Annotated in this window: 22 protein-coding genes and 1 tRNA gene; 12 read left to right on the top strand and 11 right to left on the bottom strand. The window is 61.5% G+C overall.

The window, feature by feature from the left end; all coding sequences use genetic code 11:
- The first annotated feature begins 8 nt into the window (after window positions 1-8).
- Both NMAG_RS03125 and NMAG_RS03120 read left to right on the top strand, forming a co-directional pair.
- Complete coding sequence (locus tag NMAG_RS03125; RefSeq protein WP_004216409.1) at window positions 9-917, top strand: RsmB/NOP family class I SAM-dependent RNA methyltransferase; 909 nt, start codon at window positions 9-11, stop codon at window positions 915-917.
- Window positions 917-1,444, top strand: a complete 528-nt coding sequence (locus NMAG_RS03120; RefSeq protein WP_004216408.1) for a DUF7122 family protein — start codon at window positions 917-919, stop codon at window positions 1,442-1,444. The genes NMAG_RS03125 and NMAG_RS03120 overlap by 1 nt, the downstream gene beginning before the upstream one ends.
- Before the next feature lie 60 nt (window positions 1,445-1,504).
- Here NMAG_RS03120 and NMAG_RS03115 read toward each other — a convergent pair whose 3' ends face one another.
- From NMAG_RS03115 to NMAG_RS03105, 3 genes are all read right to left on the bottom strand, one after another.
- Window positions 1,505-1,684, bottom strand: coding sequence for a hypothetical protein (locus NMAG_RS03115; protein ID WP_004216407.1), 180 nt, complete (start codon window positions 1,682-1,684; stop codon window positions 1,505-1,507).
- 155 nt (window positions 1,685-1,839) lie between these two features.
- The gene (locus NMAG_RS03110) at window positions 1,840-2,547 is read right to left on the bottom strand and encodes a hypothetical protein (RefSeq protein WP_004216406.1); all 708 of its coding nucleotides are present in this window, start codon (window positions 2,545-2,547) and stop codon (window positions 1,840-1,842) included.
- Window positions 2,548-2,619: 72 nt separating this feature from the next.
- The gene (locus tag NMAG_RS03105; RefSeq protein ID WP_004216404.1) at window positions 2,620-4,152 is read right to left on the bottom strand and encodes a DUF790 family protein; all 1,533 of its coding nucleotides are present in this window, start codon (window positions 4,150-4,152) and stop codon (window positions 2,620-2,622) included.
- 108 nt (window positions 4,153-4,260) lie between these two features.
- Between NMAG_RS03105 and NMAG_RS03100 the strand changes: the two genes are divergently transcribed.
- Together NMAG_RS03100 and NMAG_RS03095 are read left to right on the top strand one after the other, a co-directional pair.
- Window positions 4,261-5,148 carry a mechanosensitive ion channel family protein gene (locus tag NMAG_RS03100; RefSeq protein WP_012996394.1) on the top strand — a complete coding sequence of 296 codons (888 nt, stop codon included), beginning with the start codon at window positions 4,261-4,263 and terminating at the stop codon, window positions 5,146-5,148.
- Between the two features lie 224 nt (window positions 5,149-5,372).
- Complete coding sequence (locus NMAG_RS03095; protein WP_004216402.1) at window positions 5,373-5,645, top strand: HalOD1 output domain-containing protein; 273 nt, start codon at window positions 5,373-5,375, stop codon at window positions 5,643-5,645.
- Between the two features lie 26 nt (window positions 5,646-5,671).
- Here NMAG_RS03095 and NMAG_RS03090 read toward each other — a convergent pair whose 3' ends face one another.
- Window positions 5,672-7,267 carry a DEAD/DEAH box helicase gene (locus NMAG_RS03090; RefSeq protein ID WP_004216401.1) on the bottom strand — a complete coding sequence of 532 codons (1,596 nt, stop codon included), beginning with the start codon at window positions 7,265-7,267 and terminating at the stop codon, window positions 5,672-5,674.
- Window positions 7,268-7,415: 148 nt separating this feature from the next.
- Here NMAG_RS03090 and grpE point away from each other — a divergent pair, with 148 nt between their 5' ends.
- The 3 genes from grpE (at window position 7,416) to NMAG_RS03075 (ending at window position 11,926) form a co-directional block, all read left to right on the top strand.
- Window positions 7,416-8,648, top strand: coding sequence for a nucleotide exchange factor GrpE (gene grpE, locus NMAG_RS03085; RefSeq protein ID WP_004216400.1), 1,233 nt, complete (start codon window positions 7,416-7,418; stop codon window positions 8,646-8,648).
- A 244-nt stretch (window positions 8,649-8,892) separates the two neighbouring features.
- Window positions 8,893-10,053: an SPFH domain-containing protein gene (locus NMAG_RS03080; protein ID WP_004216399.1), complete on the top strand. Its 1,161-nt coding sequence runs from the start codon at window positions 8,893-8,895 to the stop codon at window positions 10,051-10,053.
- Window positions 10,054-10,123: 70 nt separating this feature from the next.
- A complete protein-coding gene (locus NMAG_RS03075; protein WP_004216398.1) occupies window positions 10,124-11,926 on the top strand; it encodes a YcaO-like family protein in 1,803 nt (600 codons plus the stop codon).
- Window positions 11,927-12,041: 115 nt separating this feature from the next.
- Here NMAG_RS03075 and NMAG_RS03070 read toward each other — a convergent pair whose 3' ends face one another.
- A complete protein-coding gene (locus NMAG_RS03070; protein ID WP_004216396.1) occupies window positions 12,042-12,635 on the bottom strand; it encodes a hypothetical protein in 594 nt (197 codons plus the stop codon).
- Between the two features lie 104 nt (window positions 12,636-12,739).
- Between NMAG_RS03070 and NMAG_RS03065 the strand changes: the two genes are divergently transcribed.
- Window positions 12,740-13,225 (top strand): cupin domain-containing protein, encoded by a 486-nt coding sequence (locus NMAG_RS03065; RefSeq protein WP_004216394.1) that lies wholly within the window; start codon window positions 12,740-12,742, stop codon window positions 13,223-13,225.
- A 51-nt stretch (window positions 13,226-13,276) separates the two neighbouring features.
- Here NMAG_RS03065 and guaB read toward each other — a convergent pair whose 3' ends face one another.
- Entirely contained in the window at window positions 13,277-14,779 is a 1,503-nt protein-coding gene (guaB, locus tag NMAG_RS03060) for an IMP dehydrogenase (RefSeq protein ID WP_004216393.1), read from the bottom strand.
- A gap of 519 nt (window positions 14,780-15,298) precedes the next feature.
- Here guaB and NMAG_RS03055 point away from each other — a divergent pair.
- Together NMAG_RS03055 and NMAG_RS21455 are read left to right on the top strand one after the other, a co-directional pair.
- A complete protein-coding gene (locus NMAG_RS03055; protein WP_004216392.1) occupies window positions 15,299-16,480 on the top strand; it encodes a DUF5794 domain-containing protein in 1,182 nt (393 codons plus the stop codon).
- A 46-nt stretch (window positions 16,481-16,526) separates the two neighbouring features.
- A tRNA-Trp gene (locus NMAG_RS21455) sits at window positions 16,527-16,701 on the top strand.
- 2,315 nt (window positions 16,702-19,016) lie between these two features.
- Here the strand turns inward: NMAG_RS21455 and NMAG_RS03045 are convergent.
- Window positions 19,017-19,481, bottom strand: a complete 465-nt coding sequence (locus NMAG_RS03045) for a hypothetical protein (protein ID WP_004216389.1) — start codon at window positions 19,479-19,481, stop codon at window positions 19,017-19,019.
- Window positions 19,482-19,675: 194 nt separating this feature from the next.
- Between NMAG_RS03045 and NMAG_RS03040 the strand changes: the two genes are divergently transcribed.
- Complete coding sequence (locus tag NMAG_RS03040; protein ID WP_004216388.1) at window positions 19,676-20,407, top strand: helix-turn-helix domain-containing GNAT family N-acetyltransferase; 732 nt, start codon at window positions 19,676-19,678, stop codon at window positions 20,405-20,407.
- Window positions 20,408-20,680: 273 nt separating this feature from the next.
- Here the strand turns inward: NMAG_RS03040 and NMAG_RS03035 are convergent, their stop codons facing one another.
- Entirely contained in the window at window positions 20,681-21,091 is a 411-nt protein-coding gene (locus NMAG_RS03035; RefSeq protein WP_004216386.1) for a DUF2267 domain-containing protein, read from the bottom strand.
- A 209-nt stretch (window positions 21,092-21,300) separates the two neighbouring features.
- Here NMAG_RS03035 and NMAG_RS03030 point away from each other — a divergent pair, with 209 nt between their 5' ends.
- Entirely contained in the window at window positions 21,301-22,479 is a 1,179-nt protein-coding gene (locus NMAG_RS03030) for a redox-regulated ATPase YchF (RefSeq protein WP_004216385.1), read from the top strand.
- 953 nt (window positions 22,480-23,432) lie between these two features.
- Here the strand turns inward: NMAG_RS03030 and NMAG_RS21920 are convergent.
- From NMAG_RS21920 to NMAG_RS03015, 3 genes are all read right to left on the bottom strand, one after another.
- Window positions 23,433-23,573 carry a hypothetical protein gene (locus NMAG_RS21920; protein WP_004216384.1) on the bottom strand — a complete coding sequence of 47 codons (141 nt, stop codon included), beginning with the start codon at window positions 23,571-23,573 and terminating at the stop codon, window positions 23,433-23,435.
- Window positions 23,574-23,598: 25 nt separating this feature from the next.
- A complete protein-coding gene (locus NMAG_RS03020) occupies window positions 23,599-24,087 on the bottom strand; it encodes a type II toxin-antitoxin system death-on-curing family toxin (protein ID WP_004216383.1) in 489 nt (162 codons plus the stop codon).
- A gap of 171 nt (window positions 24,088-24,258) precedes the next feature.
- The gene (locus NMAG_RS03015; protein ID WP_004216382.1) at window positions 24,259-24,582 is read right to left on the bottom strand and encodes a hypothetical protein; all 324 of its coding nucleotides are present in this window, start codon (window positions 24,580-24,582) and stop codon (window positions 24,259-24,261) included.
- Window positions 24,583-24,607 lie beyond the last annotated feature (25 nt).

Genomic DNA, 24,607 nt, shown 5'->3' with positions numbered 1-24,607 from the left:
GAAGGCTAATGGAGCCATTCGAGCGGTACCGACCGATTATCGACGACTTCGAGGCCTTTCTCGCCGCCTGTGAGCGACCGCTCGGCAACGCCGTGCGCGTGAACACGATCAAGGCCTCCCCCGAGCGCGCGACCGCCGCACTCGAGGAGGACGACGTCGCGTACGAGCAGGCCGAGTGGAACCCGCGCGTGTTGCGCCTCGAGACGGACTCACCGGGGTCGACGTGGACCTCGTTCCACGGCTTCACGCACGGCCAGGAGGAGGTCTCGGCGGTCCCGCCGGTCGTTCTCGATCCCCAACCCGGCGAGCGCGTCTGGGACTGTTGTGCGGCCCCCGGCGGGAAGGCGACCCAGATCGCCGCGCTGATGGACGACCGTGGGACTGTCGTCGCGAACGACAACAACCTCGGGCGTATCTCTGCGCTGCGGTTCAACGCCGAGCGCCTCGGTGCGACCAGCCTCGCGGTGACGAACGACGACGCACGCAACTACTCCATGAAGCGGTTCCCGTTCGACGAGTTCGACCGGACGCTCGTGGACGCGCCCTGCTCCTGCGAGGGAACGATTCGGAAGAATCCCGACGCGCTCGACAACTGGTCGGAGGGCCACATCGACACGATCGCGGGCATCCAGAAAGGCATCCTCCGCCGAGCGATCCAGACGACCCGCGAGGGCGGCACCGTCGTCTACTCGACGTGTACCTTCGCGCCGGAGGAGAACGAGGCCGTCGTCCAACACGCCATCGACGAGGAGGACTGTCGTGTCGTGGACTTCGACCTCGAGATGGAACACGCACCCGGCCTCACAGAGTGGCGAGACGAGGCGTTCGATTCCACACTCGAGCAGGCCGCGCGGATCTACCCACACCACAACGACACCGGCGGCTTCTTCGTGGCGAAACTGGAGGTGACTGCCTGATGAGCGACGACTCGAGTGCCGACCTGCGCAAAAACGACGGCCAGCAGTTCGGGCGTCTCCCAGAAACCGACGCCGACCGAACCGTCGAGGGCCGTGTCAGCCGCGCTGCCGTCGTCGACTACTTCGAGGATCGCTTTGCCATCCCGCCCGGGACCTTCGACGACTACACCTTCTGGGAGAAAGGCGCGGGCAAGATCTGGCTCTACAGCGGCGAGGCCGACTCCCCGCTGGAAATCGAGGCCATCGGCATGACCTGTCTGCGAACCCGCCAGGAGCACTGGAAGCCAACAACGGACTTCGTCCAGCGCTTTGGCGCACACGCCAGCGAGTGCGTGATCGACCTCGACCGCGAGGCCGCCCGCCGGTTCGCCGCCGGCGAGGACCAGGAACTCGAGTGGGACGGCGATTGGGGATACTTGATCGCGGCTCACACCGTTGTGGGCGAGCGCGAACCGCTCGGAATTGGGCTGTACGTCCACGGCGAGTTGCGTTCGATGGTGCCGAAGGGACGACAGCGAGAGTTGTAGTTTCCGTTCGAGTCGGTCGCTGTATTCGAACGGTTGGTTTCACTCTAGGCCCGGTTAGCCTCACGCCAGATCGAACTTCGCGTAGTGTCGCACCAACTCGAACAGTCCGTAAGAGGCGATCACGAGGCCGAGCGCCAGCAGGAATGCTCGCGCAGATCGAACAAAGAGGTAGAGCTCCGGCAGAAAGCCAACGAGTGCAACCGCCGTGCCGGCAGCGACGAACTGGAATTCTCGTCTCATCAGATACAGCCATTCTCACAGCGGATTGAAATATTACTTTTGGTGATCGGATCGGGGTCTTCGACCCTGACAGAATCCTTGCGATGGTCGTCGATGGCTCACTTGTACGCTGGACACGCTTCCGAAGAATGCGGGACACGGACCCGTCGCCCCCGCTACCGGAGTGCGCCCACCAGCGACCGCGCCGTCCCCGGCCCGTTCTCGAGCACCGCCCGCGGAAACCGACGCCGAGCGCCAGCCAGGGCGTACTCGAGTGCCCGCGTCGCATCGTCGAGGACGCCGGCACCGTGGCCGACGATGACGCGGTCGGGTTCGTACTCGCGCAGCGAGTGTGGCGGGTCGAGTCGGAAGAAGAGTTCGAGGCCGAGGCGTTCGTCGTCGACGAGGTACGGGGCCGCCGTGCCGATCGATTCGGGGGTGTATAGCGTCTGGTGATTGTCCCAGTAGAGAATCGCCTCGTCCCAGAGCGGGATCGGCTGGCGGCGGACGACCTCGACGGCGGGGTCGAAGGAGTCAGCGTAGCGCTCGATCGGGGCCGTCGTTCGGTCGTCGACGCGGCCCATCCACTCCGGGATGGTGATGGGAACATCGTACCGCCGCGCGAACTGCTCTGCATCGCGCGTGTGCCAGCACGAACAGATTGCGACGCCAGCGACTGCGGTATCGTGTTCCTCGGAGAGGTCATCGATCAGATCGTCGACCCCGGGTGCCCAGAGCGGATCGAGGAGCCAGACGCCGGCCTCGCCGACGACGGCGTGACTCGCCCGCTGACCGAGTTCATCAGGGTGAGCCAGCCAGCCGACGCCGTCCTCCCAGCGGTCGATTTCTCGGAAGCCGCTGGCTGCCTGTCGCTCGTATGCCATATTTGTGGGTGCATGCGAACGGTAATAGCAGTTTGCGTCAGCGGCAACAGTCGGGCAGGCAATTGACGCACCTCAGCGCTCGACGACCGTTCCACCGCTCAGACCCTCCCACTCTACGCGGTAGCCAAGTTCGGCCAACACCGCGCTTGCATCCGTCAGATCGGACTCCTCGAGAACGGATTCAGCTTCCTGGAGAGTCATGCCGACCTCGATCTCGTCGCCGACGGACTCGAGTACCCGTGGGCGAACGAGCGTGCGGCCGACGCGGTCGTGGTCGGGGAACTCCGTCTCCGTGAGGGCATCCACGCTGACCCCGTGACGACTGGCGAGGGACTCGAGTGCCACGACGTCGTCGTCGGGGGTGAGTTCGGCCGGCAACTCGGCCGCGCTCTGCTGGATCAGGTCAGCCTCGTACTCCCGGAGCACGTCGACAACGTCTTTGACGCGGACGGTCCCGGAATAGGGAATCGCGCGGTGGTCTCGCGTCTCGATCGCCTCGCCGACGCCAAGCGAGTCGTCGACCGCGACGAGGAGGTCGACGTCTTCGAGGGACTCGAGTTGGTCGAGTTTCTTCCGGACGTACTCGGGCGTCCAGAAACCCATAATTTCGAAGTAGAGCCGGTACTCGCCGTGGGCGTACTCGAACGTGAAGTCTGGAATCATCACCTGCGTGCCCGTTGCGAGCGGTTCGGGTTCACGCACGAGGTCCCAGTCGAGGTCGAGTTGCGTGAAGCGGGCGGCGAAGTCGGACTCGACGCCGCTATCGAAGGTTACGTCGGCGACCGGCTCGGCGTCTGGAACCGACACTGGATCCTCGTGGGAGAGCGAGAGCGTCCGCTCGGTACCGCGGTCGTCGATGGTCGCCTCGAGGTGCCAGGCCTCGGCGCCCGCGACTGTCCGCAGGAGGCGCGCAAAGCGGGTACCGTACCGTCGCGTCGCCCGGAAGAGGTGTGTCGGTCCGGTGACGACGACCTCGCGGTCGCTCGCGAGACTGCCGGTCGATCCAGCCGCCGCATCCGGATTCCGGATCTCGTACATCAATCGCAGCCGTTTGATCGCTGAGACGAGCGCCTTCGGGTCGCTCGATCTGACCCGCAGCTCCGTCGCGTCGAACAGCGCCGTCTGGGCCAGCGAGAGGTTGTACTGCGCGAGCAGGTCGTCGGGATCCCAGCGCGAGGTGACTTCGGTGAGGACCTGGCGCTCGTCTAAGTCTGCGTAGAGCGTGGACTCGAGTTCATCCGCCGACACGCCGAGCGATTCGCCGGCCCGAATGAGTGCCATCGTGCGCTCGTCGTCGGTGACGACGCCGACGGCGTCTGCAGCCTCGAAGACCGCGCGGCGAGCGCGTTCGGGGTCGATTTCGGCGTCCGTTTCGAAGGTGGATTCGCGTTCGAGCAGCGCCGAGAGGCCGCGAACGAGTTTGAAGTCGTCCGCGTCCCGTTCGAGGTCGGTGAGGGCGTCCTCGAGGTCGCCGCGCTGCTGGCCGACGTGTCCCTGGTAGGTGCCGATGACGCGGGCGGCGAGCGGGCGGTGCTCGCGCGCGGCGAACTGGGGATGGAAGCCACCGCCAGCGCGGGAGACGCGCAGCAAGTCCTTCGTCAGCATTGCTAGCTACCCGCTACTGGGAGCGACGGGGGCAAAAGTCACGCGACCGGTCCATCGTGTTTCGTCGGCTCAAAAAGAGTCTTTTAGGTGACCTTCCATTGGCGAGACGTGATAGCACAGCAGCTGCCAGTCGGTTCGGTGAATAGTGTACCGTCAGTTGACGAATACGTGCCAGCAGTCATCGACGTGGTGGTGACCGCCGCCACCTTCGTCATCGCGTTCGTGGTGCTCTACTGGGCCGGAAAGGCACTCTTGCTCAGTCTCACCGAACGGTCACTCGAGAGCCGCGGCTTCAACGAGGGGGTTGTCTCACTTGCACGAAGCATCGCCACGGCGCTCATCCTGCTCGGGTCGGTCGCAATCGCGGCGACGGTCGCTGGCTTCGGCACGATTCTCGTGGCGCTGTCCGCACTCGGTGGTGCCGTCGTGTTGGCAGTCGGGTTTGCCGCACAGGACCTCATCGCCAACTTCGTTGCCGGCATCTTCATCGTCAAGGACGAGCCGTTCACGATCGGCGACATCGTCGAATGGGACGACAATCAGGGCGTCGTCCGTGACATCCAGCTCCGGGTGACACAGCTCGAGACGTACGATAACGAACTCGTGACGGTGCCGAACTCCGAACTTGCCGACTCGGTCGTCGTGAATCCGTCCAGAAACGGGCTGCTTCGCGTCTCCTACGACTTCGGCATCGGCTACGACGACGACATCGGTCAGGCGAGAGCAGCGCTCATCGAGGAGGCCGAACAGGTGCCAGGTGCACTCACAGAGCCCGAGCCATCGGTTGCCGTCACCGACCTCGGTGACTCCGCGGTCGTCCTCACTGGCCGGTTCTGGATCGATCCTGCAGAACACCGCCCTGCCGCCGCACGAACGGCCTACATCGAGGCCGGCAAGGAGCGACTCGATGCGGAGGGGATCGACATGCCGTACCCGCATTCGCAGCTGACGGGGTCAGTGACGGTCGACGAGCAGGCCAAGACGACGGCGGCGTAACAGAATTACAGAATTACAGAATTACAGAATTGCAGAATTGCAGAATTGTAGGCTCCCAAGGCCGACGGACGACTACCCCTGCCACCGGCTTATTCACTCCTCTGTTCGATCCGGCGGTAAACGACAACTGTGTACAACGACACACCAACCGTTCAGTAATCGGGTGAATCTGGCGTGTATCCGACCAATACCTATACTCCCAATTCACATCAGCCCGTGTCACGATGACCGACCAAGCGGAGAGCGAAATCATCCGTCGAACGCTGGATGAGAGCCGAGACAATCCAGCGGTGCAGATCGTAGAAATCGTTGCCGAACTCGAGAACACCGACCCGATGAGTCTGCCGACGATGTACGACTGTGTGGACGGCATGCTCGACAATCTCTTCGCACAGCCGCCGTCGCCGGAGGCACAGATGACAGTCGAGTTTAGCTACACGTTGTACCGGATCACGGTCGAACAGGACGGGACTGCGAAGTTCGTCAAAATAGGGTAACCGGTAACCGGTAACCGGTAACCACATCAGGATCGGCGTTCGGCGGCGTTCACCTCTGACGTGTCCGCACTGACAACCTCGTAGAGAATCGCACGGCCGGCACGGGCCGCAGAGATGTCGTCTGCAGACTGGTCCGTACTCGAGTCCAGTCCGCTGTCAGTGCTACCAGAACCTCCTGCACCACCAGTTTTCGGCCGCAAGATCCGACCAAGTCGCTGGGTGAATTCCCGTTCGCTGCCGCTGCCCGAGAGAACGACCGCGACGTTGGCGTCGGGGACGTCGACGCCCTCGTCGAGGACGTTTGAGGTCGCGATGCGTGCGTAGGTTCCATCGCGGAAGGACTCGAGTAGCGCTCGGCGCTCGGCAGCGCCCGTCTGGTGAGTGATCGTCGGGATCAGGAACCGCTCGCTCACGTCGTACGCGAGGTCGTTGGACGCGGTGAAGACGATGATCCGGTCCTCGCGGTGGTGGTCGAGAATATCCTGCAGGGCGTCGAGTTTCGCCTCGCTGCCGCGGGCGATTTCGCGGGCGCGCTGGCGGGCCAGCAGCGCCTCGCGAGCCGCCGGGTCGTTCCCGGAGCGCTTGACGAGTTCCTGGTAGTCAGAACCGCTTTGCATGCGGATGTTCGAGCGGGCGAGGTAGTCCGAGAACACCCCCTGTTTCGCCTCGTACTCCTCGCGCTCGGCCGCCGTGAGCGACACCTCGAGTCGCTTGACGTCGTACGCTGCGAGGTGGTCCCCCGCGAGTTCGTCGACGTCGACGCGGTGGACGAGCGGGCCGACGATTTCCTCGATGATCTCGTGGGCCTCGTCCGGCCGTTCGAACGTTGCGGTCAGTCCGAGGCGCGCGGGTGCGGCGAGCAAGCGGGCAATCTCGCGGTAGCCCTCGCCGCCGAGGTGGTGGACCTCGTCGAAAACAACGAGCCCAAACCGGTCGCCGACGGAATCGGCCTTCAGATACGCCGAGTCGTACGTCGAGACCGTGATTGGTTCGCGGCGCTGCTCGCCACCGCCGAACCGACCGACCGCGCAGTCGAACTCGGACTCGAGTTCGCGCTGCCACTGCTCGAGTAAGTCGATGGTGGGGACGACGACGAGCGTCGGGACGCCGAGGCGTTCGATCGCCTTCAGCGCAATGACTGTCTTGCCGCTGCCGGTGGGGAGTTCGAGGACGCCGGCCGGCGCGCGCTCTCCAGTGGAGGTCGGCGCTCTGAGGTCAAGGTCAGCCCACCGGTCCGTTGCTAGCCAGGACTCGAGTGCCTCCCGCTGGTACGGCCGGAGTTCGTACGCCGAGTGCAGGCCAGTGGGGAGGTCCGGGAGGTCGAGTGCTCGGTCGTCGATGTCGATAGTAGCGACATCGTGTGCGGGCGAAGCTGCACGCAGCGTACGCCGGATCGCGGCGTACCGAAATGCTGGTGTGCGGATGGTGTCCGTTCGTCGATCGTACTTGAACTCGAGTTCGAGGTCCGAGTTGAGCGCGCGCTCTGCGACATCATCTCGAAGCGACTCGACGAACGTGTTCTCGCGTGCGTCGAGTCGAATCGTTCCGTCCTCGTACCGGAGTGTGATCGGTGTGGAGTCCGAGGGTCGACTCACGGACGGTGTTCGGGGAGAGAGATACATATACTGTTGGATGGGAAGAGGCTGCTTGCGTGGCCAATTGGCGCTATTCGGGGTGTGTAGTGAGGACCGCGTCACGTCACAACCCAATAACCTATCGAGTCAGGCGGCGACCTCAACCCTTTTAGTATCGCTGTTCGTTGACCCGAATATGAGTGACGACGAGGGCACGAACACACCTGCCCAGGGTGTCCCGTCTGAGGACGAGTCTGCCGAGACGGCAGCTGACGACGATGTTGCGTCAGCCGTCGCGGAAGCGGAAGCTGAAGCTGAAGCCGACACTGAGTCGGCAGCGACAGCGGCGGAGGCGGACTCAGACTCGGAAGCAGCGCCGGACTCGGAGTCGGAACCGGAGCCAGACGAGGAACCGGACACACCGGCCGATGAATCCGAGCCGTCGGATTCGGCCGTGGATTCGGAGACAGGAGCTGCCGACTCGGATCCAGACACAGCGACGCCACAGGACACAGACGCGGCGGACGCAGCCGATTCAGGGGCAGAGACCAGGGGCGCAGAACCAGAACAAGAGCAAGAACCAGAGTCAGAGTCAGAATCAGAGACGGATTCTGCGCCAGCGTCCGAAGCAGAGTCTGAACCCACACCAGATACCGACTCAGATCAGGACCCACCTTCCGACGCCCAGCAACTCGTCGACCGCCTCGCCGAATACGACGAGGACCTCGCACAGACCATCGACACCGTCGTCAGCCAGGCGCGGGAGCTCTCGAGTACCGTCGAACACCAGCGCGCTGAACTCGAGGACCTGACCGAGCGCGTCGAGGCCCAGGCCGAGACGATCGGTGATCTGCAGAACGAACTCGACGCGCGCGAGGAGGAACTCGCGACGAAAGAGGAGGAAGTCGAGGACCTCAAGAGTCGTCTCAAGCGCAAGCAAGCGGACTTCCAGAACTACAAGAAACGCGCGAAAAAGCGCCAGGATCAGATCAAAGACCGCGCGACGGAGGACCTCGTCGAGCGCCTCATCGGCGTCCGTGACAACCTGAAGCGAGCGCTGGAGGAGGGCAGCGACGATGTTGACGGCCTCCGTGACGGCGTCGAGATGACGCTGCGCGAGTTCGACCGTATTCTCGAGGACGAGAACGTGACCGAGATCGATCCGGATCCAGGGAAAGAAACGGATCCGCAGCGCCACGAGGTGATGATGCAGGTCGACAGCGAGCAGCCAGAGGGAACCATTGCGGACGTCTATACACCCGGCTACGAGATGGGTGAGAAGGTCATCCAGAACGCGCAGGTGACGGTCTCGAACGGCGAGTTGGCGACCGACGAGGACGACGCAGCCGAAGCCGAAGCTGAAGCCGACTCTGCAGGCGACGCAGACGCCGACAGTAGTGACGACGTGGCAAGCGACCAGTCCGCGTAGCGCCCCGGATGTGACAGCGGCTGTCCAGCCGTTCCCTCCCGACGCTGTGGTGGCTGTTTCTGTTCGTTTCAGTCCCGTTCAGTACCGTTTCAATATCGTTTCAGTCCCGTTCAGTACCGTTTCAATATCGTTTCAGTAGCGTCCACCACTTCCACCGCGTTCTGACACCGACTGCAGCATCAGTCCCGGTCGCATCATCACGCCAAGAGTTATTCGGCCAGCGGCCCTACGTGTAACACTGGATATGTTGTCACCTGGTATCATTTCACAAAACCTGACCGTCCTCGAACCGCTGCAGGTGCAACTCGAGGACCCGCTGGTGTTGGCGGGAGCGCTGGTGCTCGTGCTCGTGGTGGTTACCGTCTGGTCGATGGTCGAAATCGTCGACGCTTACGACCGGGCAGCACTCACGATCTTCGGTGAGTACCGGAAGCTCCTGGAGCCTGGATTGAACATCGTGCCGCCGTTCGTCTCGCGTGTCTACACGTTCGACATGCGAACGCAGACGATCGACGTCCCGAGCCAAGAGGCGATCACCCGCGACAACTCGCCCGTTACGGCCGATGCCGTCATCTACATCAGAGTGATGGACGCCACGCGGGCGTTTCTCGAGGTCGATAACTACGAGAAGGCGGTCTCCAACCTCGCACAGACGACGCTGCGCGCCGTCATCGGCGATATGGAACTCGACGACACGCTCAGTCGCCGCGAGATGATCAACGAGCGGATCCGCGAAGAACTCGACGAACCAACCGACGAGTGGGGGATCCGCGTCGAGAGCGTGGAGGTCCGCGAGGTTAACCCCTCGCCGGATGTCCAGCGCGCGATGGAGCAACAGACCTCCGCAGAGCGTAAACGCCGTGCCATGATCCTCGAGGCACAGGGTGAACGGCGCAGTGCCGTCGAGAAAGCAGAGGGAGACAAGCAGTCGAACATCATCCGCGCACAGGGTGAAAAGCAGAGTCAGATCCTCGAAGCACAGGGTGATGCGATTTCGACCGTCCTGCGCGCTCGCTCCGCTGAATCGATGGGCGAACGCGCTGTCATCGAGAAAGGAATGCAAACGCTCGCAGAGATCGGCCAGGGTGAGTCGACGACGTTCGTCCTCCCACAGGAGCTTTCCTCGTTGGTCGGGCGCTACGGCAAGCACCTCTCGGGAAGCGACATCGAGCAACAGGACGGCCAACTCGAGAGCCTCTCGTTTGACGACGAGACCCGCGAACTGATCGGCCTCGACGACATCAGCGAGATCATCGGTGAGATCGACGAGGAAGCCGAGATGGACGTCGAAGCGATGGAGCAGGAGGCCCAGGCGATCAAAGAGGGTGAGGATATGGGCGCAGAGACGGGTGAGACGATCGACATTGCAAAGACGCGCCAGGATGGCGACGCCGACTCGGAGTAGGGTGTCAGCGCGCCCACTCACAAACGGCATCGAGCACGACACTTTTGCCCGCCGCCTGTGAGATGCAGGTATGCACGTACACGTCGTCGCCGACGACCCGGTCCGCGCGGCGCTCGTCGCCGCGCTCGGAGACGTCGACATCACCGTCGAGGACGCCGACCCCGCAGACCTCGACGACGCACGATTCGCCGTCGTCAGCGACGTTGCCGGCGCACAGACGTTCGAACAGGCCAACGAGGCAGCCCTCGCAGGGAATACGCCCTGGATCGCCGTCGAAATCGGCGGCGTCGGTGGTCGCCCCCTCTCCGCCGTAGACGCCGCAATCGCCGGCTTCGCCCCCGCATCCGGCCCCGGCGTCGGCTGCTACGACTGTCTTCGGACCCGTGTCGCCGCTGGGCTCGAGTCCGACGCCGACACGAACGCGACCCAAACAGCCGGCGGCCGCCCAAGCACCGACCGCTCCACCGCCCGTCTCGCCGGCGCGCTCGCCGGCCGGGAGTGCATTCGCGTCTTCTCGGGCGATGAACAGTCCGTGATCGGCCACGTACTCGAGTTACCCCACGCCCGCCGCCGGGTGCTGCCGGTCCCTGGCTGTGCGTGTGCGTCGGGCGAGCGCGACCGGACGCTCTCGCGGGACGACGACGCGCTCGGACTCGACGCAGCGGTCGAGCACGCAGAGCAAGCGATCGACGACCGGGTCGGAGTCGTCAAGTCGATTGGCGAGATCGAATCGTTCCCCGTTCCCTACTACCTCGCGACGAGCGCGGAGACGCGTGGCTTTAGTGACGCGAGTGCGCCAGCGCAGGCTGCGGGTGTGGCAGACGACTGGAACGCGGCGCTGATGAAAGCCGTTGGTGAGGGGCTCGAACGGTACTGCGCCGGGGTTTACCGGGACGACGAGTTCGTCCACGCGAGCGAGGAGGCCCTCGACGACGCGGTAGCGCCGACCGAACTCGTGCGGCCGGACGACGCGCCCGCGTACGACCCGGCGGCTGAGCACCGCTGGGTGCCCGGCGAGAACCTCGCGACCGGCGAGCAGGTGCATCTCCCAGCCGCCGCGGTCCAGTTCCCACAGCCAGGCGAGTCGCTGGTTCCTGGTATTACGACCGGACTCGGACTCGGTTCGTCGACCGTCGACGCGCTTCTGTCCGGCCTAACGGAGGTCGTCGAGCGCGACGCCACCATGCTCGCGTGGTACTCGACGTTCGACCCGCTCGGACTTGCCGTCGACGACCCGACGTTCGACGTGCTCGAGCGCCGCGCGCGAAGCGAGGGACTCACCGTGACACCGCTGCTCGTCACCCAGGACATCGACGTGCCAGTCGTTGCAGTTGCGGTGCATCGTGACGACGTACCCGACGGGTCCGAAGACGACGCCTGGCCCGTCTTCGCCACCGGCTCCGCCGCTGCCCTCGATGCGAGCGCCGCTGCCGTGTCGGCACTCGAGGAGGCCCTCCAGAACTGGATGGAGTTACGGAACATCGGCCCGGACGAAGCGGCCACAGCGTCGGGTGCGATTGGCGAGTACGCTGCCGCGCCACTCTCGGACGCCGCGCGCTCGTTCATCGATGTCGAACAGACGGTGCCTGCCGCCAGCGTCGGGCCGACGAACGCGGACGGCGGGCTACCTAGCGGACGCGACGAACTCGAGTCGGTTGTCGACCGAGTGCAGGATGCTGGGCTGACGCCGTACGCGGCGCGTCTCACGACGCGAGACGTGGCTGCAGCGGGCTTCGAGGCGGTGCGAGTCGTTGTTCCGGGTGCCCAGCCGCTGTTTACCGGCGAGCCGTTCTTTGGCGAGCGAGCACGACGTGTCCCGGAGGAGCTTGGATTCAAGCCGCAACTGGAGCGGGCGTATCATCCGTATCCCTGAACCGCGTGACTCGTCTGCAACGACCAACAGAGCTCGGACACTCGGTTCGATATTACGGTCCGACGGAGGGTTCCTCGAGTCGCTATGTAGCAAATACTGGGCTTTGTGAGGGGTGTTACGAGCCGGAGTCAGAACTGGAGTTAGAGTCGGAACTGGAACTGGAATCGGAATCGGAATCGGAATCGGAATCGGAATCAGAATCGGTGTCAGAGTCAGATTCTGTCGGATCGTCCGGAAGTTCTGACTCGTCTTCGAGTTCCCCTGCCGTCTCGTTCTCGATCGTCTCGTTCTCCGTCTCCTCACCGTCGGATTCGCGTCGCTGGACCTCGAGTACGAGATCGTCGTCGTAGATTCGGGCCGAGACGAGCAGGGTGTTTGGAGTGACAGAGACCTCTCTGACATCCGCTTGTTCTTCGTCTGTGCCATCGAATCGTACGAACCGGACGCTCTGTGTGGTCGCCTCGAGGTGGGGCGGACTCACTGTCTGGTCCGGCGTAACGGTGTAGCTCTCGTCATAGGTCTGGCGACCTGCCTGCTGGTCGTACGCTTCGATCGTAATGTTGTGCGACCGCTCGGCCTCACTGTGTATTTCTATGGGAATGATGCCCTGGAAGGTTCCCTGGAAGTGCTCCTCAACGGCATCGACACAGCCCGCGAGGCCGACGGTAGCGAGGACACCTGCGGATCGGAGTGCCGTACGGCGGTTCACACACGCGATTCAGGACCGAGCAAACGTATGTGTTACCTTTCTCCGTCTTCCCCTGTGTGGTACCCATTCCCAACCATTTTACTGTCGAGCGCGAATGGCAAGCCATGGAGAAAGTCTCGATCGAAGAGGTCGACAACGAACAGAATCCGATGGGTGTCCACTCGGTTCGCCGACCGATCTCGGCGGCGCTCGGCTTCTCTGACTTCGCGATGAACTACTTCGAACTCGAGCCTGGCGAGTCGTTTTCGGGCGGCTACCACACCCACCACGATCAGGAAGAAGTCTTCTACGTCCAGGCGGGTACGGCGGTGTTTGATACCGAGGACGGGCCGGTGACGGTCGAGGCGGACGAGGTAATCCGCTTTGGACCGGGGGAGTTCCAGCAGGGATACAACCCCGAAGACGCCGACGAACGGGTCGTCGGCTTCGCGTTCGGTGCACCAGGCGCACAGCACGAGTGGGACCAGATCGAGTCGCTGGTCTACTGTCGCGTCTGCGAAACCGAACAGGGGCACGGACTGGCGCTCACTGACGAGGGTCAGTTCGAACTCACCTGTACGGACTGTGAGAACGCGTTCGTACTCGAGTAAGTCGACGCTCGTCCCAGATCCACAACGTCGGAGACCGGTTAACCGGGAGGCTCAGTCGCCGTCTGGCGAGTAGTTCGGCGCTTCGTCCGTGATAACCACGTCGTGGGCGTGACTCTCAGCCTGTCCGGCTGAGGAGACCCGAACGAACTCCGAACGCTCTTTGAACGCCGGAATCGTCGCTGCACCGACGTAGCCCATCCCGGACTGCATTCCGCCGGCGAGCTGGTGGAGTTCGGACTGGAGCGAGCCCTTGTACGGCGTCGCTGCCTCGACACCCTCTGGGACGTAGTCTTCCTCCTCGTCGGGTTCTTCTTTGAGGTACCGGTCGCTGTCCCCAGATTTCATCGCGCCGACGCTGCCCATGCCGCGATACTGCTTGTACTTCTTGCCGTTCATCGTGACGACGCGGCCGGGTGCCTCGTCGGTGCCGGCGAAGTACGAACCGAGCATAACGGCGTCCGCACCGGCGGCGACCGCTTTGATCGCGTCGCCGGAGTACCGAATGCCACCGTCTGCGATGACGGGGACGTCGTGCTCGCTCGCGACGTCTGCGACCTGCGCGACGGCCGTGATCTGTGGCATACCCGACCCCGAGACGACGCGGGTCGTACAGATCGATCCAGGTCCAATGCCGACTTTGAGACCGTCTGCGAACTCGACGAGCTCTTCGGCCGCCTCACGAGTGCCGATGTTGCCTACCACGACATCGGCGTCGACGCTCTCTTTGATCTCACGCGCTCCGTCGATGACGTTCAGGTTGTGCGCGTGTGCGGTGTCGATAAAGAGAATGTCCGCGCCGGCTTCGTCTGCGGCTTCGGCGCGTTCCTGCTCGAATGGGCTGACTGCGACGCCACAGCGCAGGCGACCGTCCTCGTCGCGAACGGCTTCCTTGTACTCGCGGCGCTGGAGAATCCCCTGCATCGTCACCAGGCCAACGAGGAGGTTCTCGTCGTCGACGACCGGAATACGTTCGATCTTGTGCTCGTACATCAGATCGAACGCATCGCGGGCGTTGATATCTTCTGGAGCCGTGATGACCTCGTCGGTCATCGCTTCTGTCACCGGGTCGTCCTCGTTGACCTCGAGATGTGGCCGGATGTCTGTACTCGAGATGATCCCGAGCACCTCGCCGTTGGTGTTGACGACGGGTGCGCCGCCGACGCCCTGTCGGGCCATCAGGTCGTCGACTTCGCGGACGGACATTTCGGGATCTGCGGTGACGACGGAGTCGAAGGGAATGACGAGTTCGTCTGCGCTCTTGACGCGATCGATTTCTTCGACCATCTCGTCGATGTTCATGTTGCGATGGAGGACGCCGAGGCCGCCGTGTCGGGCCATCGCGATTGCCATGTCGCTCTCGGTGACGGTGTCCATTGCGGCAGAGAGAATTGGAACTGAGAGCTCGACGGTGGTCGATACGTTCGATGTGAGGTCCGCGTCGTCCGGTTCGACGCGGCTCTCCTTGGGTCGAAGGAGGACGTCGTCGAACGTAAGCGCCTCTGGTACGGTGAGTTTCGAAGAGTACGGCTCGTGCTCAGGAACGTCGTTCGCCATGTAAACTGTCCGAACGCCCGGGCAAAAAGCGTTGCGAGATACGTACCGAATGCGAACTGCTGACGGGAGTGATGAATGCAGACAACGAGAAAACAACCGAGGAGTACAACACGCACATACCGCGGTCGGACAAGTACCGAACTGTCTGGTCCGGCGTCCACCGTTTATGCGATCCAGGTTGAGGGATACCACCTGCCGGGCAGATAAGTGCACCTTTGTCAGGATCTGCGCGTTGGCGGCGAAAGTATGCCGAGTTGTGTAACCGTATCTCACGCAACGTTTATTGATAGGCCGGTGTTCCACTCGTGTATGAACGCTGTGAGTTCCAGCGAGACCCGAACCGTTGGCCGGACGAACGTCGTCTCCGTCGCCAAAAATATGTTCGGGAAATTTACACTTCCTTTCAAACTCACAGCACGAGGTCGTATCCGGACGAACTGGCGGGTATCGGGCCTGTCCGTGCGTGACCGGTTATCATATCACCCATCGGCCTCGGGTCATGGCCATCGTTCGTAAGCGATGAGCGCATCTCAGCATCCGGTCGCACTCCGTCTCGAGCGGTTAGTCGGTGGTGACGCCAAGCTGTTGGCACTCGTGATGATGCTCCCGCTGATCGATGGCGTCTTCCCGGCGCTCATCCTGGCGGGTGCGATCGACGACCCATGGAGCGCCATTCAGGTCGGTCTCCTCATTTTCGGCGGCAGTGCAACCGTCGCCGTCATGCTCGCCGAAATGAACGGGACGCCCCGTGAACAGGTCGCGATCGTCCTGCTCGTCGGCATCCCGCTCATACTGCTTGCCGCCGTGCAGGCCGCGCTCGCTCCGGCAATCGAGACGGTCCTGAACGAAGAGACCATCAAGCGCTTCGCTGCAGTCGTCATCCTCGCAATCGCTGCGAAGACTGCGAGTGCGACTATCGGCGAGTATCTGCCGAGTCCGGGCGTCATCATCGGACTCGGGCTAGTCGCGAGCATCGACCCGAGCGGCGCTGCGTTCACCCTGATGGACGACCCCGCACTCGTCATGAACGCGACGCTCGCCGCAGTGTCCGGCGTCGCGTTCGCACTCGCGATTGCAATCAGCGGTCCGTACCTGCGCGAGTACATGGACATTGACCGCTTCCGTTTCGGAAGCGCCGTCGCACTCGGACTGCTCCCGCTGTCGCTGCTCGGTATGGCCTTCGGACAGGCACCACTGGCCGCTCTCGTCGTGGCGGCCCTCTTCGCGATCGAGTTCCCGTTCGAGCGCGACTCGGAGTCGACCGGCTCGGACGGCCCATCCGACGGCTCGTCACCGGTTCCCACGACCGCGTCGGCAGCCACGAGCGCCGGCACGCCATCGCCGACTCCAACGGCATCGTCGAACTCGTCACCAACTCCGTCGTCGTTCGTCCCGGCCGTTGGAACCGGACCACTCGCCGATGGTAGCGAGGATAGTACCGACGAGCCAACGACCGTTGGGTCTGCTACGGCTGCCGACTCGAGTTCGACGGCGGCTGCAGATGCGACGACAGCCGAAAGCGAACGCGAGCGTGAACGTGAGCACGAACAGGAACAGGAGCACGAGCACGAACACGAACAGGCACCGGTCCAGACCCAGAACCACGGACGCGAGCAGTCGACGAACCAGAACGACGACGACAACGGACCGTACCCCGGTGACGACACCACCGAAACTGAAGGACGCGCCCCGTGGCTGTAGTCCGAATCGAAACCACTTTAGGCACCATCCCCCAACGAGATATCGAGGGGTCGTGGCCAAGTCAGGGATGGCGACTGACTCCAGAGGCACCGCGCCCGGGACGACACTCCAGACTGATATACTGATCGGGCACCTGATCAGTGTCCGTGTGATGACCCTCTGGAGTTCCGAGGCGCACCGGAGATATCAGTCGATCGGGGGTTCAAATCCCTCCGACCCCATTTCCTCACCGCGAACAACTTCGTGAGCGGTGCGTAATGGACAAGCGAGGGGATTCGAATCAGGGAGCAACTCCGCTGCGACCGCGGTTCAAATCCCGCTTCATCTCCAATCCTCGATACTGCCGTGAGCGACCAGATGGCTCGATGTTTCTCAGCGGTCTGCAACCGAGAGAGACGTCTCATCAGGAGCCGTCATCGAAGAGAGTGTCAGGGTAGTCATCCCTGACTGACGAAATACACGTGTTGCAGACGTGTTGGAATGCTAGCCTCGCAGTAGGGGGAGTAACCCGGTACGAGACCAGTCCGATATTGAAAACAGACCATAATAATCTATTATCTGCGGGCAAGCGTTGCCAAAACATACCACAACCCCACAGAACGGCGATTCTGTCCGAACAGACCGTCTCGTTCGCTGAGAGACGGCGGTGTTTTAGCTGACCTGCGTCTACTAGTACCGATGACACCCCCAGTACCACCGGACGGCGAGCGTAAGCTCGATCCAAAAAGGCGGCGACGCAGTCCTCGTCAAGAGTTCCCACAGGCCCAGGCCAGAAACGGACGTTCCCAGTATTCCGCGCCTGGTGTTACGTCCAGTCAGATCCCTCGAGACACGCACACTGGGCGCCGCGATCACAACGACGAGGCGACACACAATGACACCGGTGCACGTCGTACCAGACTCACTGACGAGAGCGAGGATACCGATGATACTGCTGGTGCTGATGATCCTGCTGCTGACGCTGAGACCGATACCGATACCGGTGACGAGGAAAACGAAACCAACACCGAACACAGCGACTGCACAGCAACAGACGACCGAGCCGCTGCACGACGTGCAGTTCACACACATCGCGTTCGCAGGAACGCACAGCGACATCGCAATCAGGACCCCCACACGCCACGGTCTACTCGTAACGGGGACTCGAGTACCGAGCAAACGGAATCAGAAGCCGAGGAGTCGGCGTTCGTCACGGTCCCCAGACAGCAACTCGTTCAGTTGCAGAACGCGCTCGTGGGGGTTGCACACGCGGCGAATATCTCGATCGGGGCGCCGTGTACGCACTGTGAGCGCAGTTATATGCTGGTGTCGGATGGGCTGTTGTCCTGTCCACACTGTGGCTACCGGCGTTCACTCTGACTGCACGGCCAGTATTTCGGTCGCCGCTCCGTTGCTGGTCTCTGGGCAGCGCCTTTGATTTTGACGTGCCGTTGTGGATGGCCGCCGACTGAGGAGGGTACTATGTCGTGTTGGAGTGTGGTCGGAGTGGAGACTACTAGTCGTCTGTGCGTGGAGTCGAGTGAAAAACGGTGGATGATGGGAGTGGGGATGAGGGTGGGGCGGGGGCGGGGGTGGGGTAGTGTTGGGATTGGGGGGCTGGAATGGGATGCGGACGAGCGCGTGACAGTGCCGTCTCCCATGTGACAGATACAACGGCTGTGAGGCTGCTGTGCGGGGATGAGACGGATCATGCCCCCTGTAGAGCGTGATCCGCCGTGGTGAGGCACGGACACAGATGTGGATACACAAACACACAGTCGGGGTTCGTCACACGCCGTAGCCCCGTCGTGCGGTGTATGGTGGGCGGCAACGACTGCACCAGCAGTCGTTCCTGTGGTTCGTCCCTGGTACCGGACTTTGTCCGGCAATCATGACTATCACGGCGAGATACGTATATGCACCTCTGCCTTGCGTGCTGTGAGAACGGGCGACCAGAACGTCTGTAACTGGACGAAACGAGACGAACAGATACTTTGACTCGATGTTGCCGGCGGGTTCCGACCATTCAAACGTCCACAGAACATTTAAGGTCTGAATGTCCAGATATGGCCGAGATATGGGCATATTAGCCACAACAACTAGATTGATTAGTGGACGGTTCGTTAGTTCTCCTGTCGGCTTCCGCCGACCCCGTGACGCATCGGCTACCGACTGACAACTGCGAGTGCCGGTGGAACACTCTGCTCAATCGTCGGCGGCGGTCATTCGTGGCTGTATGTCCGCCGCCACCTTCCAGACACACCTTTTGTGATGCGATACGCACTCGAGACGACAGGCTGTGTGTCGATCGTGTGCTGTACTCTACACTCTGGTCGATGAAGGCGGGTGTGAACGTGGATGTGAACCCGAACCCGAACCCGAACCCGAACCCGAACCCGAACCCGAACCCGAACCCGAACCCGAACCCGAACCCGAACGCGGACGTGGATCCGAATCAGTCTAGAGACACGACTGGTCTGAGAAGACGAACAGACGAGCAGACAAGAAGGCGAATACGAACGTAACAGCCACCCCAGCGGTGAGTTTCCGGCGACCGTCAATCAGCGCGGGAATGAGTACCCACCGACGGGGAGTCGGCTACCGGCTCGAGTGCGCGATGCGCGTAGAACGCGACCGAAAAATCCTGTGGACTCGGAATCGCACAGGCGAGCCAGCCGATCGCGAACGCTGTCGCGACCGTCGTGTTGATGTCAACGGGAACTGCAACGGGCGAGACGAACCCGGCACCAACGGCGAAGACGGGGACTGCAAGCGAAAGCGGTGCGAGCGCCGCGACCCGAAGTATCCACGCGGGTTCGTGCCCGCGTGGTTGTGGACGCACGACCGCCCACGGACGCCCGGCGAGTATGCCTGCGAATCCCGTAGCGCTCCCCGGGAAGTACGTGAGTCTGTAGTCGATTCGCGCAACGCGGAGGACGAGTGCGTGCATCCACTCGTGTGCCAGCAGGCCAACAGCGACCGCAACCGCCAGCGCCCCACCACTCAGGGCCACAGTCACCATACTTTCACTCATCGTTTGGACGGGAACCACCCGGTAGAGACGTCCCATCGCCGTGATATCGTTCGTCCAGCCATCCCACCACCAAAGTGGTTAGCGTCGACAGACAAAGCCCCCCGGCTGTATCGATGAGTGCTTTAAGTCAGGATGAACGCGGCGCGCCAACGATTAAGTGTTATCGAATGGTGTGGTATGACATGGCACTACGAGATACGCTCGAGTTCGGCCACGCCGACCGAAAAGCCATCTACGAGTACGTCGAGCGCCACGGCACTGTCTCACCTGCGGAAGTCCAGGACCGACTCGGGATCGACCCTGGTGGCTTTCGCCACCACGTCGCAATCCTGAAACGGGACGGCCAGCTTGAGGAGACCGACAGCGAGCTCCACGTCACGATCGACGCCGGCGCCGAAGAGGAGTACGCCGCCGGTGAGGTCTCGTTCCACATCCGGCCAGCCAGACAGGAAGACCTGGCCGGCATCGTCGGTGCGATTCGGCAGGTTGCAGAGGAGAAAACCTACATCGAAGGCGAGAGCGTCGCCGACGAAATCGACCACGAGCAAGCCCTGCTCAGACACAACGAACTCGAGTCCCGGATGTTCTTCGTCGCAACCGTCGAAGACGAGGTCGTCGGCTGGGTCCACCTCTACGCACCGGAACTCGAGAAGTTGGGCCACACAGCCGAACTCACCGTCGGCGTCGTGGAAGGCTACCGCGGGCACGGCATCGGTTCGCACCTGCTCGCACGTGGACTCGAGTGGGCAGGTTCGAACGGGTACGAGAAGGTCTACCAGAGTGTTCCCTCGAGCAACGAGGAGGCGATTGCGTTCCTCGAGGCACACGACTGGGAGACGGAGGCTGTTCGAGAGGACCATTACAAGCTCAACGGTCACTACGTGGACGAGGTCATGATGGCAATCGAACTGTAGGCCTCTCTCCCGGTCCGACGGTCAGCAATCAGGCAGTTGGGACCAGCGGTTGTTACCCCGTCGGCGTAGGGTGGGCCCAGTTTCGGCTTCAGCTCAGCCGTTAGCCCGATTTCGATTGTGGCCTTGGAATCGGTCTCGGCCTGGTCTCGGTCTCGGTCTTAGTCTCAGTCTCAGTCTCGGACTCAAACCATGCTACTCGAGTAGAGTAGACGAGTACCCCGAGAGTAAGCGGGTAGTGCCAGCGGTTACCGGGTAGTGGCTCGCCGTCAGCAGTCAGCGCGGACTCTCCTCCTGTTCGGCCAGCTCGAACAGGTCGGCGTACCCCTCGTCGGCCGGCAACTGGTCGCGAACGTCGTCGATTGCGCCTGGATCGACGGCCTCAGTCACGACTTCCATGACAATCTGGGCGTGGAACGTGGCGTCGGCCGGGTCGCCCTCGCCGACTTGCGAGCGCTCGCTGACCCGGGTGATGAACTCCTCGAACTCGAAGCGTTCGACGTCGTCGACGTCCTCGAGGAATCGGCCGAGCTCTGCCGGAAGCTGGGCACCCAGATTCTCGGCCTCGCCCGGCTGAATGCGCTCCGAAAGTGTCGTCAGCGTCGCCCGCGAGATGCTCAGTGCGGCCTCTCGTGAGTCGAGCTGTGCGCCGTGTTGGACCTCGCCGATGAAGTCATCGTACTGCATAGTCCGCTCTTCCGTTCCACTGCAATTGAGACTGAGCCCTTCAGCTGAAAGGTAGGTGGGACGAATTACAAACTGACGGTATAGCGCGCTATACGCCCTGTTTACGTCGTACAGTGTCTCCAGCCGGTGGCTCGTTTCATCGCGCAGTCCCTGCAGAATCGTGTGCCAGAACCGAAAGACAATTTGAGCGGACGGAGCTACTGGTTCCCATGCTTTCGATCGCGCTTGCCGGAAAGCCAAACGCCGGCAAGTCCACGTTCTACACCGCGGCGACAATGGCCGAAGTCGACGTCGCTAACTACCCGTTCACGACCATCGACGCCAACCGCGGTGTGAGCTACGTCCGCACCGACTGCCCCTGCCTCGAGCGCGACGAGCGCTGCAACGCCGACGACTGCGAGGACGGCAAACGGTACGTCCCCATCGAACTCATCGACGTCGCCGGCCTCGTCCCCGGCGCACACGAGGGCAAGGGCCTCGGGAACCAATTCCTCGACGAACTCACCAACGCCGACGTGATCATCAACGTGATCGATGCCTCCGGCGGCACCAACGCAAAGGGCGAACCCGTCGACATCGGCGAGCACGACCCACTCGAGGACATCGACTTCGTCGAGGAGGAGATGGACCTCTGGCTCGCGGACATCGTCGCGCGAAATTGGGAATCCGTCGAGCGAAAATCCCGCTCGCCCGATTTCGACATCGACGAGGCACTCGCAGACATGCTCTCGGGCTTCGGTGCCTCGCCAACACAGATCGCGACGGTCCTCCGGGATCTGGACTACCCCGAAGATCCGATTCAGTGGGAGGACGAGCACCGCGAGGCGCTCGCCCGTGACGTCCGCCAGCGAACCAAGCCGATCGTCGTCGCGGCGAACAAGATCGACGTGGCTCCCCAGGAAAACGTCGAGGAGTTGCTCGAACTCGACAAGCCCGTCATCCCGACCACGGCCGAAGGTGAACTCGCACTCCGTCGCGCCGCCGACAACGACCTCGTCGACTACGACCCTGGCGACGAGGCACTCGAGATCGGCGACGGAGTGAGTGACGCACAGCGGGAGGCACTCGAGGGCCTCGCTGACACGATGGCCGAGTGGGACGGGACGGGTGTCCAGTCGGCGCTGGACTACGCGGTCTACGACTTGCTCGATCATCTGACGGCCTATCCGGTCGAAGACGCAGCGAAGTGGTCCGATGGGAGTGGGAACGTGCTTCCGGACGCATTCTTGTTGCCAGACGGTGCGACGCCGGTCGATCTCGCGTATACAGTGCACTCCGATATTGGCGACGGCTATCTCCACGCGGTCGACGCGAAGTCGGGCCGGGACGTGGGTGAAGACTACGAGCTCACAGAAGGGGATGTTATCAAGATCGTATCTACTAACTGACTCTATTGTAACAAATAAGACTCTGCGTTTTAGGCGGGCGCGGTGATCAGTACAGGTGAAGGATGTAGCGCAACGGATTGTAATCTCTCTATCCTCTGTTAGAATTTCGCGTGCAAGACGGAGAGGTTCAGTTCAGCAGTATAGCCCGTTTGTTTCACGGTGAATTCCAATAACTCGTGAGTTTGCTTAGCCTTTGAATGGATTACGTATCCCTCAGGATTTAACTCCCCGAACCCGGCAATACAACGATTCCCTGTTGGCTGTCCGGCCAAAACTGGATCTGTGCTTCCGATGCGGGCACTTCGCCACCATGTTGGACAGGCCACGGGAATATCAGGTTGTCCCACTGATTGCCCTCATCGACAGTAATAGCCAAACCTCCTGGGACGCCGTCAAATGGGATCGTTTCATTAGCGGAATTCGCTTTGAGTTCAACCTCTTCAGTATGGAAGGATTTGCCTGGTCGTTCCCCGATATGTATGCGGAAAGTCCTGAGAGTGTCGGAGTGATTATACACTGCAATCGAATACTCTCGGTTCTCATCCGAATCGAATCCAAGCGATGTACATCCAGCGGTCCCTAAAGCAAGGCATACGCCGCTAAACTGGAGGGCTTCTCGTCGTGTGAACGATTTCACTGGTTTAGGATAAAAACCTAAACTTGATAAAAGTTGAGATGAATCGGGAGAGAGGATAGGGGGTTAATAATTGAATTGTCTCTATTGTGCCCTCTCAGTTGTTCAAACAGACCGAACCGGCGTGCAAGATCTGCACCCTGAATTGATTACTACCTTTGAAAGAGATACGCTGATTGGCAGGAATTTCAACGATCAATACGCACGTGTAGTGACCGCGAAGGCCAAAATGGAGTTTACATGTTGTGTACACTGTGTGTACCCAGAGATGGTAATCAAGATCGTGAGTACCAACTGATAAAGCAGGAGTCGTAGCGCGTTACTCGTTTTCGAGTGCGTCGTAGATGTCTCGATTTGCGTCCCGGTCAGCTGCTGCTACCCGACGGACGAGTTCACCCCGGATATCCTCCATCACTTCATCGAATGGGGTTTCGGACTCTGAACTTTCCTTGGTCGCCATGGTTGTTGTATCGTCTCGACTGCGGTTAATCGTTCGGGTTAGACGAATCGCCGGTTAGTTCGTCCAATCCGTACCGGATGAGATCGTCGCGCCACTGTTCGATCTCACCTGCGAGGTCGATTTCTTCGGTGTGAGATCGAAGGTATTCGAGGGTTTCCGTTTCGTCGACGGTTGCCTGATCCGTGCCGAACTGCTTGAGGACCGTCCTGATTTCGTTATCGTACACGAACCGATACCCGTTGAGAAAGTAGAACACGACCGTCGTATTGAGTGCAGTACGTTTGTTTGCGTCGACGAACGGGTGGTTTGCCACCAATAGCCGAATGAGGTGAAACGCTTTCTCGTGAATCGTTTCGGGTGCCGTTCCGAAACTCCCACTCTCGATGTAGTTCAGGGCAAACTCGACATCGCCACGATTCTGGACGCCAGCGTGCGTATCAGAATACTCAGATACGATATCGTCGTGGATGGCGAGAACGTCGCCCACTGACGGATACCAGAACGAGTCTGCCATTCGTTCGTTTAATTAGACTGCACCCGAAGTAATCCTTGCTATTGCAGCCCACGGAGTTTGGCTGGATTTATGATCGTGAGTACGAATTAAAGAAACCAATACTTCCTCGTTCTCACTTTTGTCGAGAGTCTTCCCTCTGAAATTTGGAAACAGCACTGTAGCGGATGGGTGCTACGGTCCTACACCCCGGAAAAGACGGATCAATGCGACGATAGGGCGGATCACTTTCATTACCGCATCCGCGATAATCAGGTCTCGTTCGTGTCTGCGGTCGTAACTGTACAGGCCGGGGACAAGCACCAGTGGGAGAATTAGTAATAGCACTCCGACAACTGGTTCTGCTCTTCCCAGTAGTTCTGTATCAACCCAGTAAAGACTAAACCCGACCAGAAGTGTTACCATTCCGGTAATCGCTATTGCATAGGCGATTCGTGATGCCTCAAGGAGTACTGTCTTGCGTGAATAGCCGAAAATTCGGTCCGAATCGCTGGCCATTGTTTCTCATACGTGTCGGTTGGAT

The sequence above is a fragment of the Natrialba magadii ATCC 43099 genome (assembly GCF_000025625.1).
Classification (GTDB): domain Archaea; phylum Halobacteriota; class Halobacteria; order Halobacteriales; family Natrialbaceae; genus Natrialba; species Natrialba magadii.
This window is presented reverse-complemented; position numbering and strand designations above follow the sequence as displayed.

Excerpts from the sequence above, each read along its gene's own strand:
- NMAG_RS03065 (WP_004216394.1), top strand. The coding sequence starts at position 12,740 with ATGGAGAAAGTCTCGATCGAAGAGGTCGACAACGAACAGAATCCGATG.
- NMAG_RS03030 (WP_004216385.1), top strand. The coding sequence starts at position 21,301 with ATGCTTTCGATCGCGCTTGCCGGAAAGCCAAACGCCGGCAAGTCCACG.
- NMAG_RS03045 (WP_004216389.1), bottom strand. The coding sequence starts at position 19,481 with ATGGTGACTGTGGCCCTGAGTGGTGGGGCGCTGGCGGTTGCGGTCGCT.
- NMAG_RS21920 (WP_004216384.1), bottom strand. The coding sequence starts at position 23,573 with ATGGCGACCAAGGAAAGTTCAGAGTCCGAAACCCCATTCGATGAAGTG.
- guaB (WP_004216393.1), bottom strand. The coding sequence starts at position 14,779 with ATGGCGAACGACGTTCCTGAGCACGAGCCGTACTCTTCGAAACTCACC.
- NMAG_RS03090 (WP_004216401.1), bottom strand. The coding sequence starts at position 7,267 with ATGTATCTCTCTCCCCGAACACCGTCCGTGAGTCGACCCTCGGACTCC.
- NMAG_RS03055 (WP_004216392.1), top strand. The coding sequence starts at position 15,299 with ATGAGCGCATCTCAGCATCCGGTCGCACTCCGTCTCGAGCGGTTAGTC.
- NMAG_RS03095 (WP_004216402.1), top strand. The coding sequence starts at position 5,373 with ATGACCGACCAAGCGGAGAGCGAAATCATCCGTCGAACGCTGGATGAG.
- NMAG_RS03080 (WP_004216399.1), top strand. The coding sequence starts at position 8,893 with ATGTTGTCACCTGGTATCATTTCACAAAACCTGACCGTCCTCGAACCG.
- NMAG_RS03040 (WP_004216388.1), top strand. The coding sequence starts at position 19,676 with ATGGCACTACGAGATACGCTCGAGTTCGGCCACGCCGACCGAAAAGCC.
- NMAG_RS03115 (WP_004216407.1), bottom strand. The coding sequence starts at position 1,684 with ATGAGACGAGAATTCCAGTTCGTCGCTGCCGGCACGGCGGTTGCACTC.
- NMAG_RS03120 (WP_004216408.1), top strand. The coding sequence starts at position 917 with ATGAGCGACGACTCGAGTGCCGACCTGCGCAAAAACGACGGCCAGCAG.
- NMAG_RS03110 (WP_004216406.1), bottom strand. The coding sequence starts at position 2,547 with ATGGCATACGAGCGACAGGCAGCCAGCGGCTTCCGAGAAATCGACCGC.
- NMAG_RS03105 (WP_004216404.1), bottom strand. The coding sequence starts at position 4,152 with ATGCTGACGAAGGACTTGCTGCGCGTCTCCCGCGCTGGCGGTGGCTTC.
- NMAG_RS03075 (WP_004216398.1), top strand. The coding sequence starts at position 10,124 with ATGCACGTACACGTCGTCGCCGACGACCCGGTCCGCGCGGCGCTCGTC.
- grpE (WP_004216400.1), top strand. The coding sequence starts at position 7,416 with ATGAGTGACGACGAGGGCACGAACACACCTGCCCAGGGTGTCCCGTCT.
- NMAG_RS03015 (WP_004216382.1), bottom strand. The coding sequence starts at position 24,582 with ATGGCCAGCGATTCGGACCGAATTTTCGGCTATTCACGCAAGACAGTA.
- NMAG_RS03035 (WP_004216386.1), bottom strand. The coding sequence starts at position 21,091 with ATGCAGTACGATGACTTCATCGGCGAGGTCCAACACGGCGCACAGCTC.
- NMAG_RS03020 (WP_004216383.1), bottom strand. The coding sequence starts at position 24,087 with ATGGCAGACTCGTTCTGGTATCCGTCAGTGGGCGACGTTCTCGCCATC.
- NMAG_RS03125 (WP_004216409.1), top strand. The coding sequence starts at position 9 with ATGGAGCCATTCGAGCGGTACCGACCGATTATCGACGACTTCGAGGCC.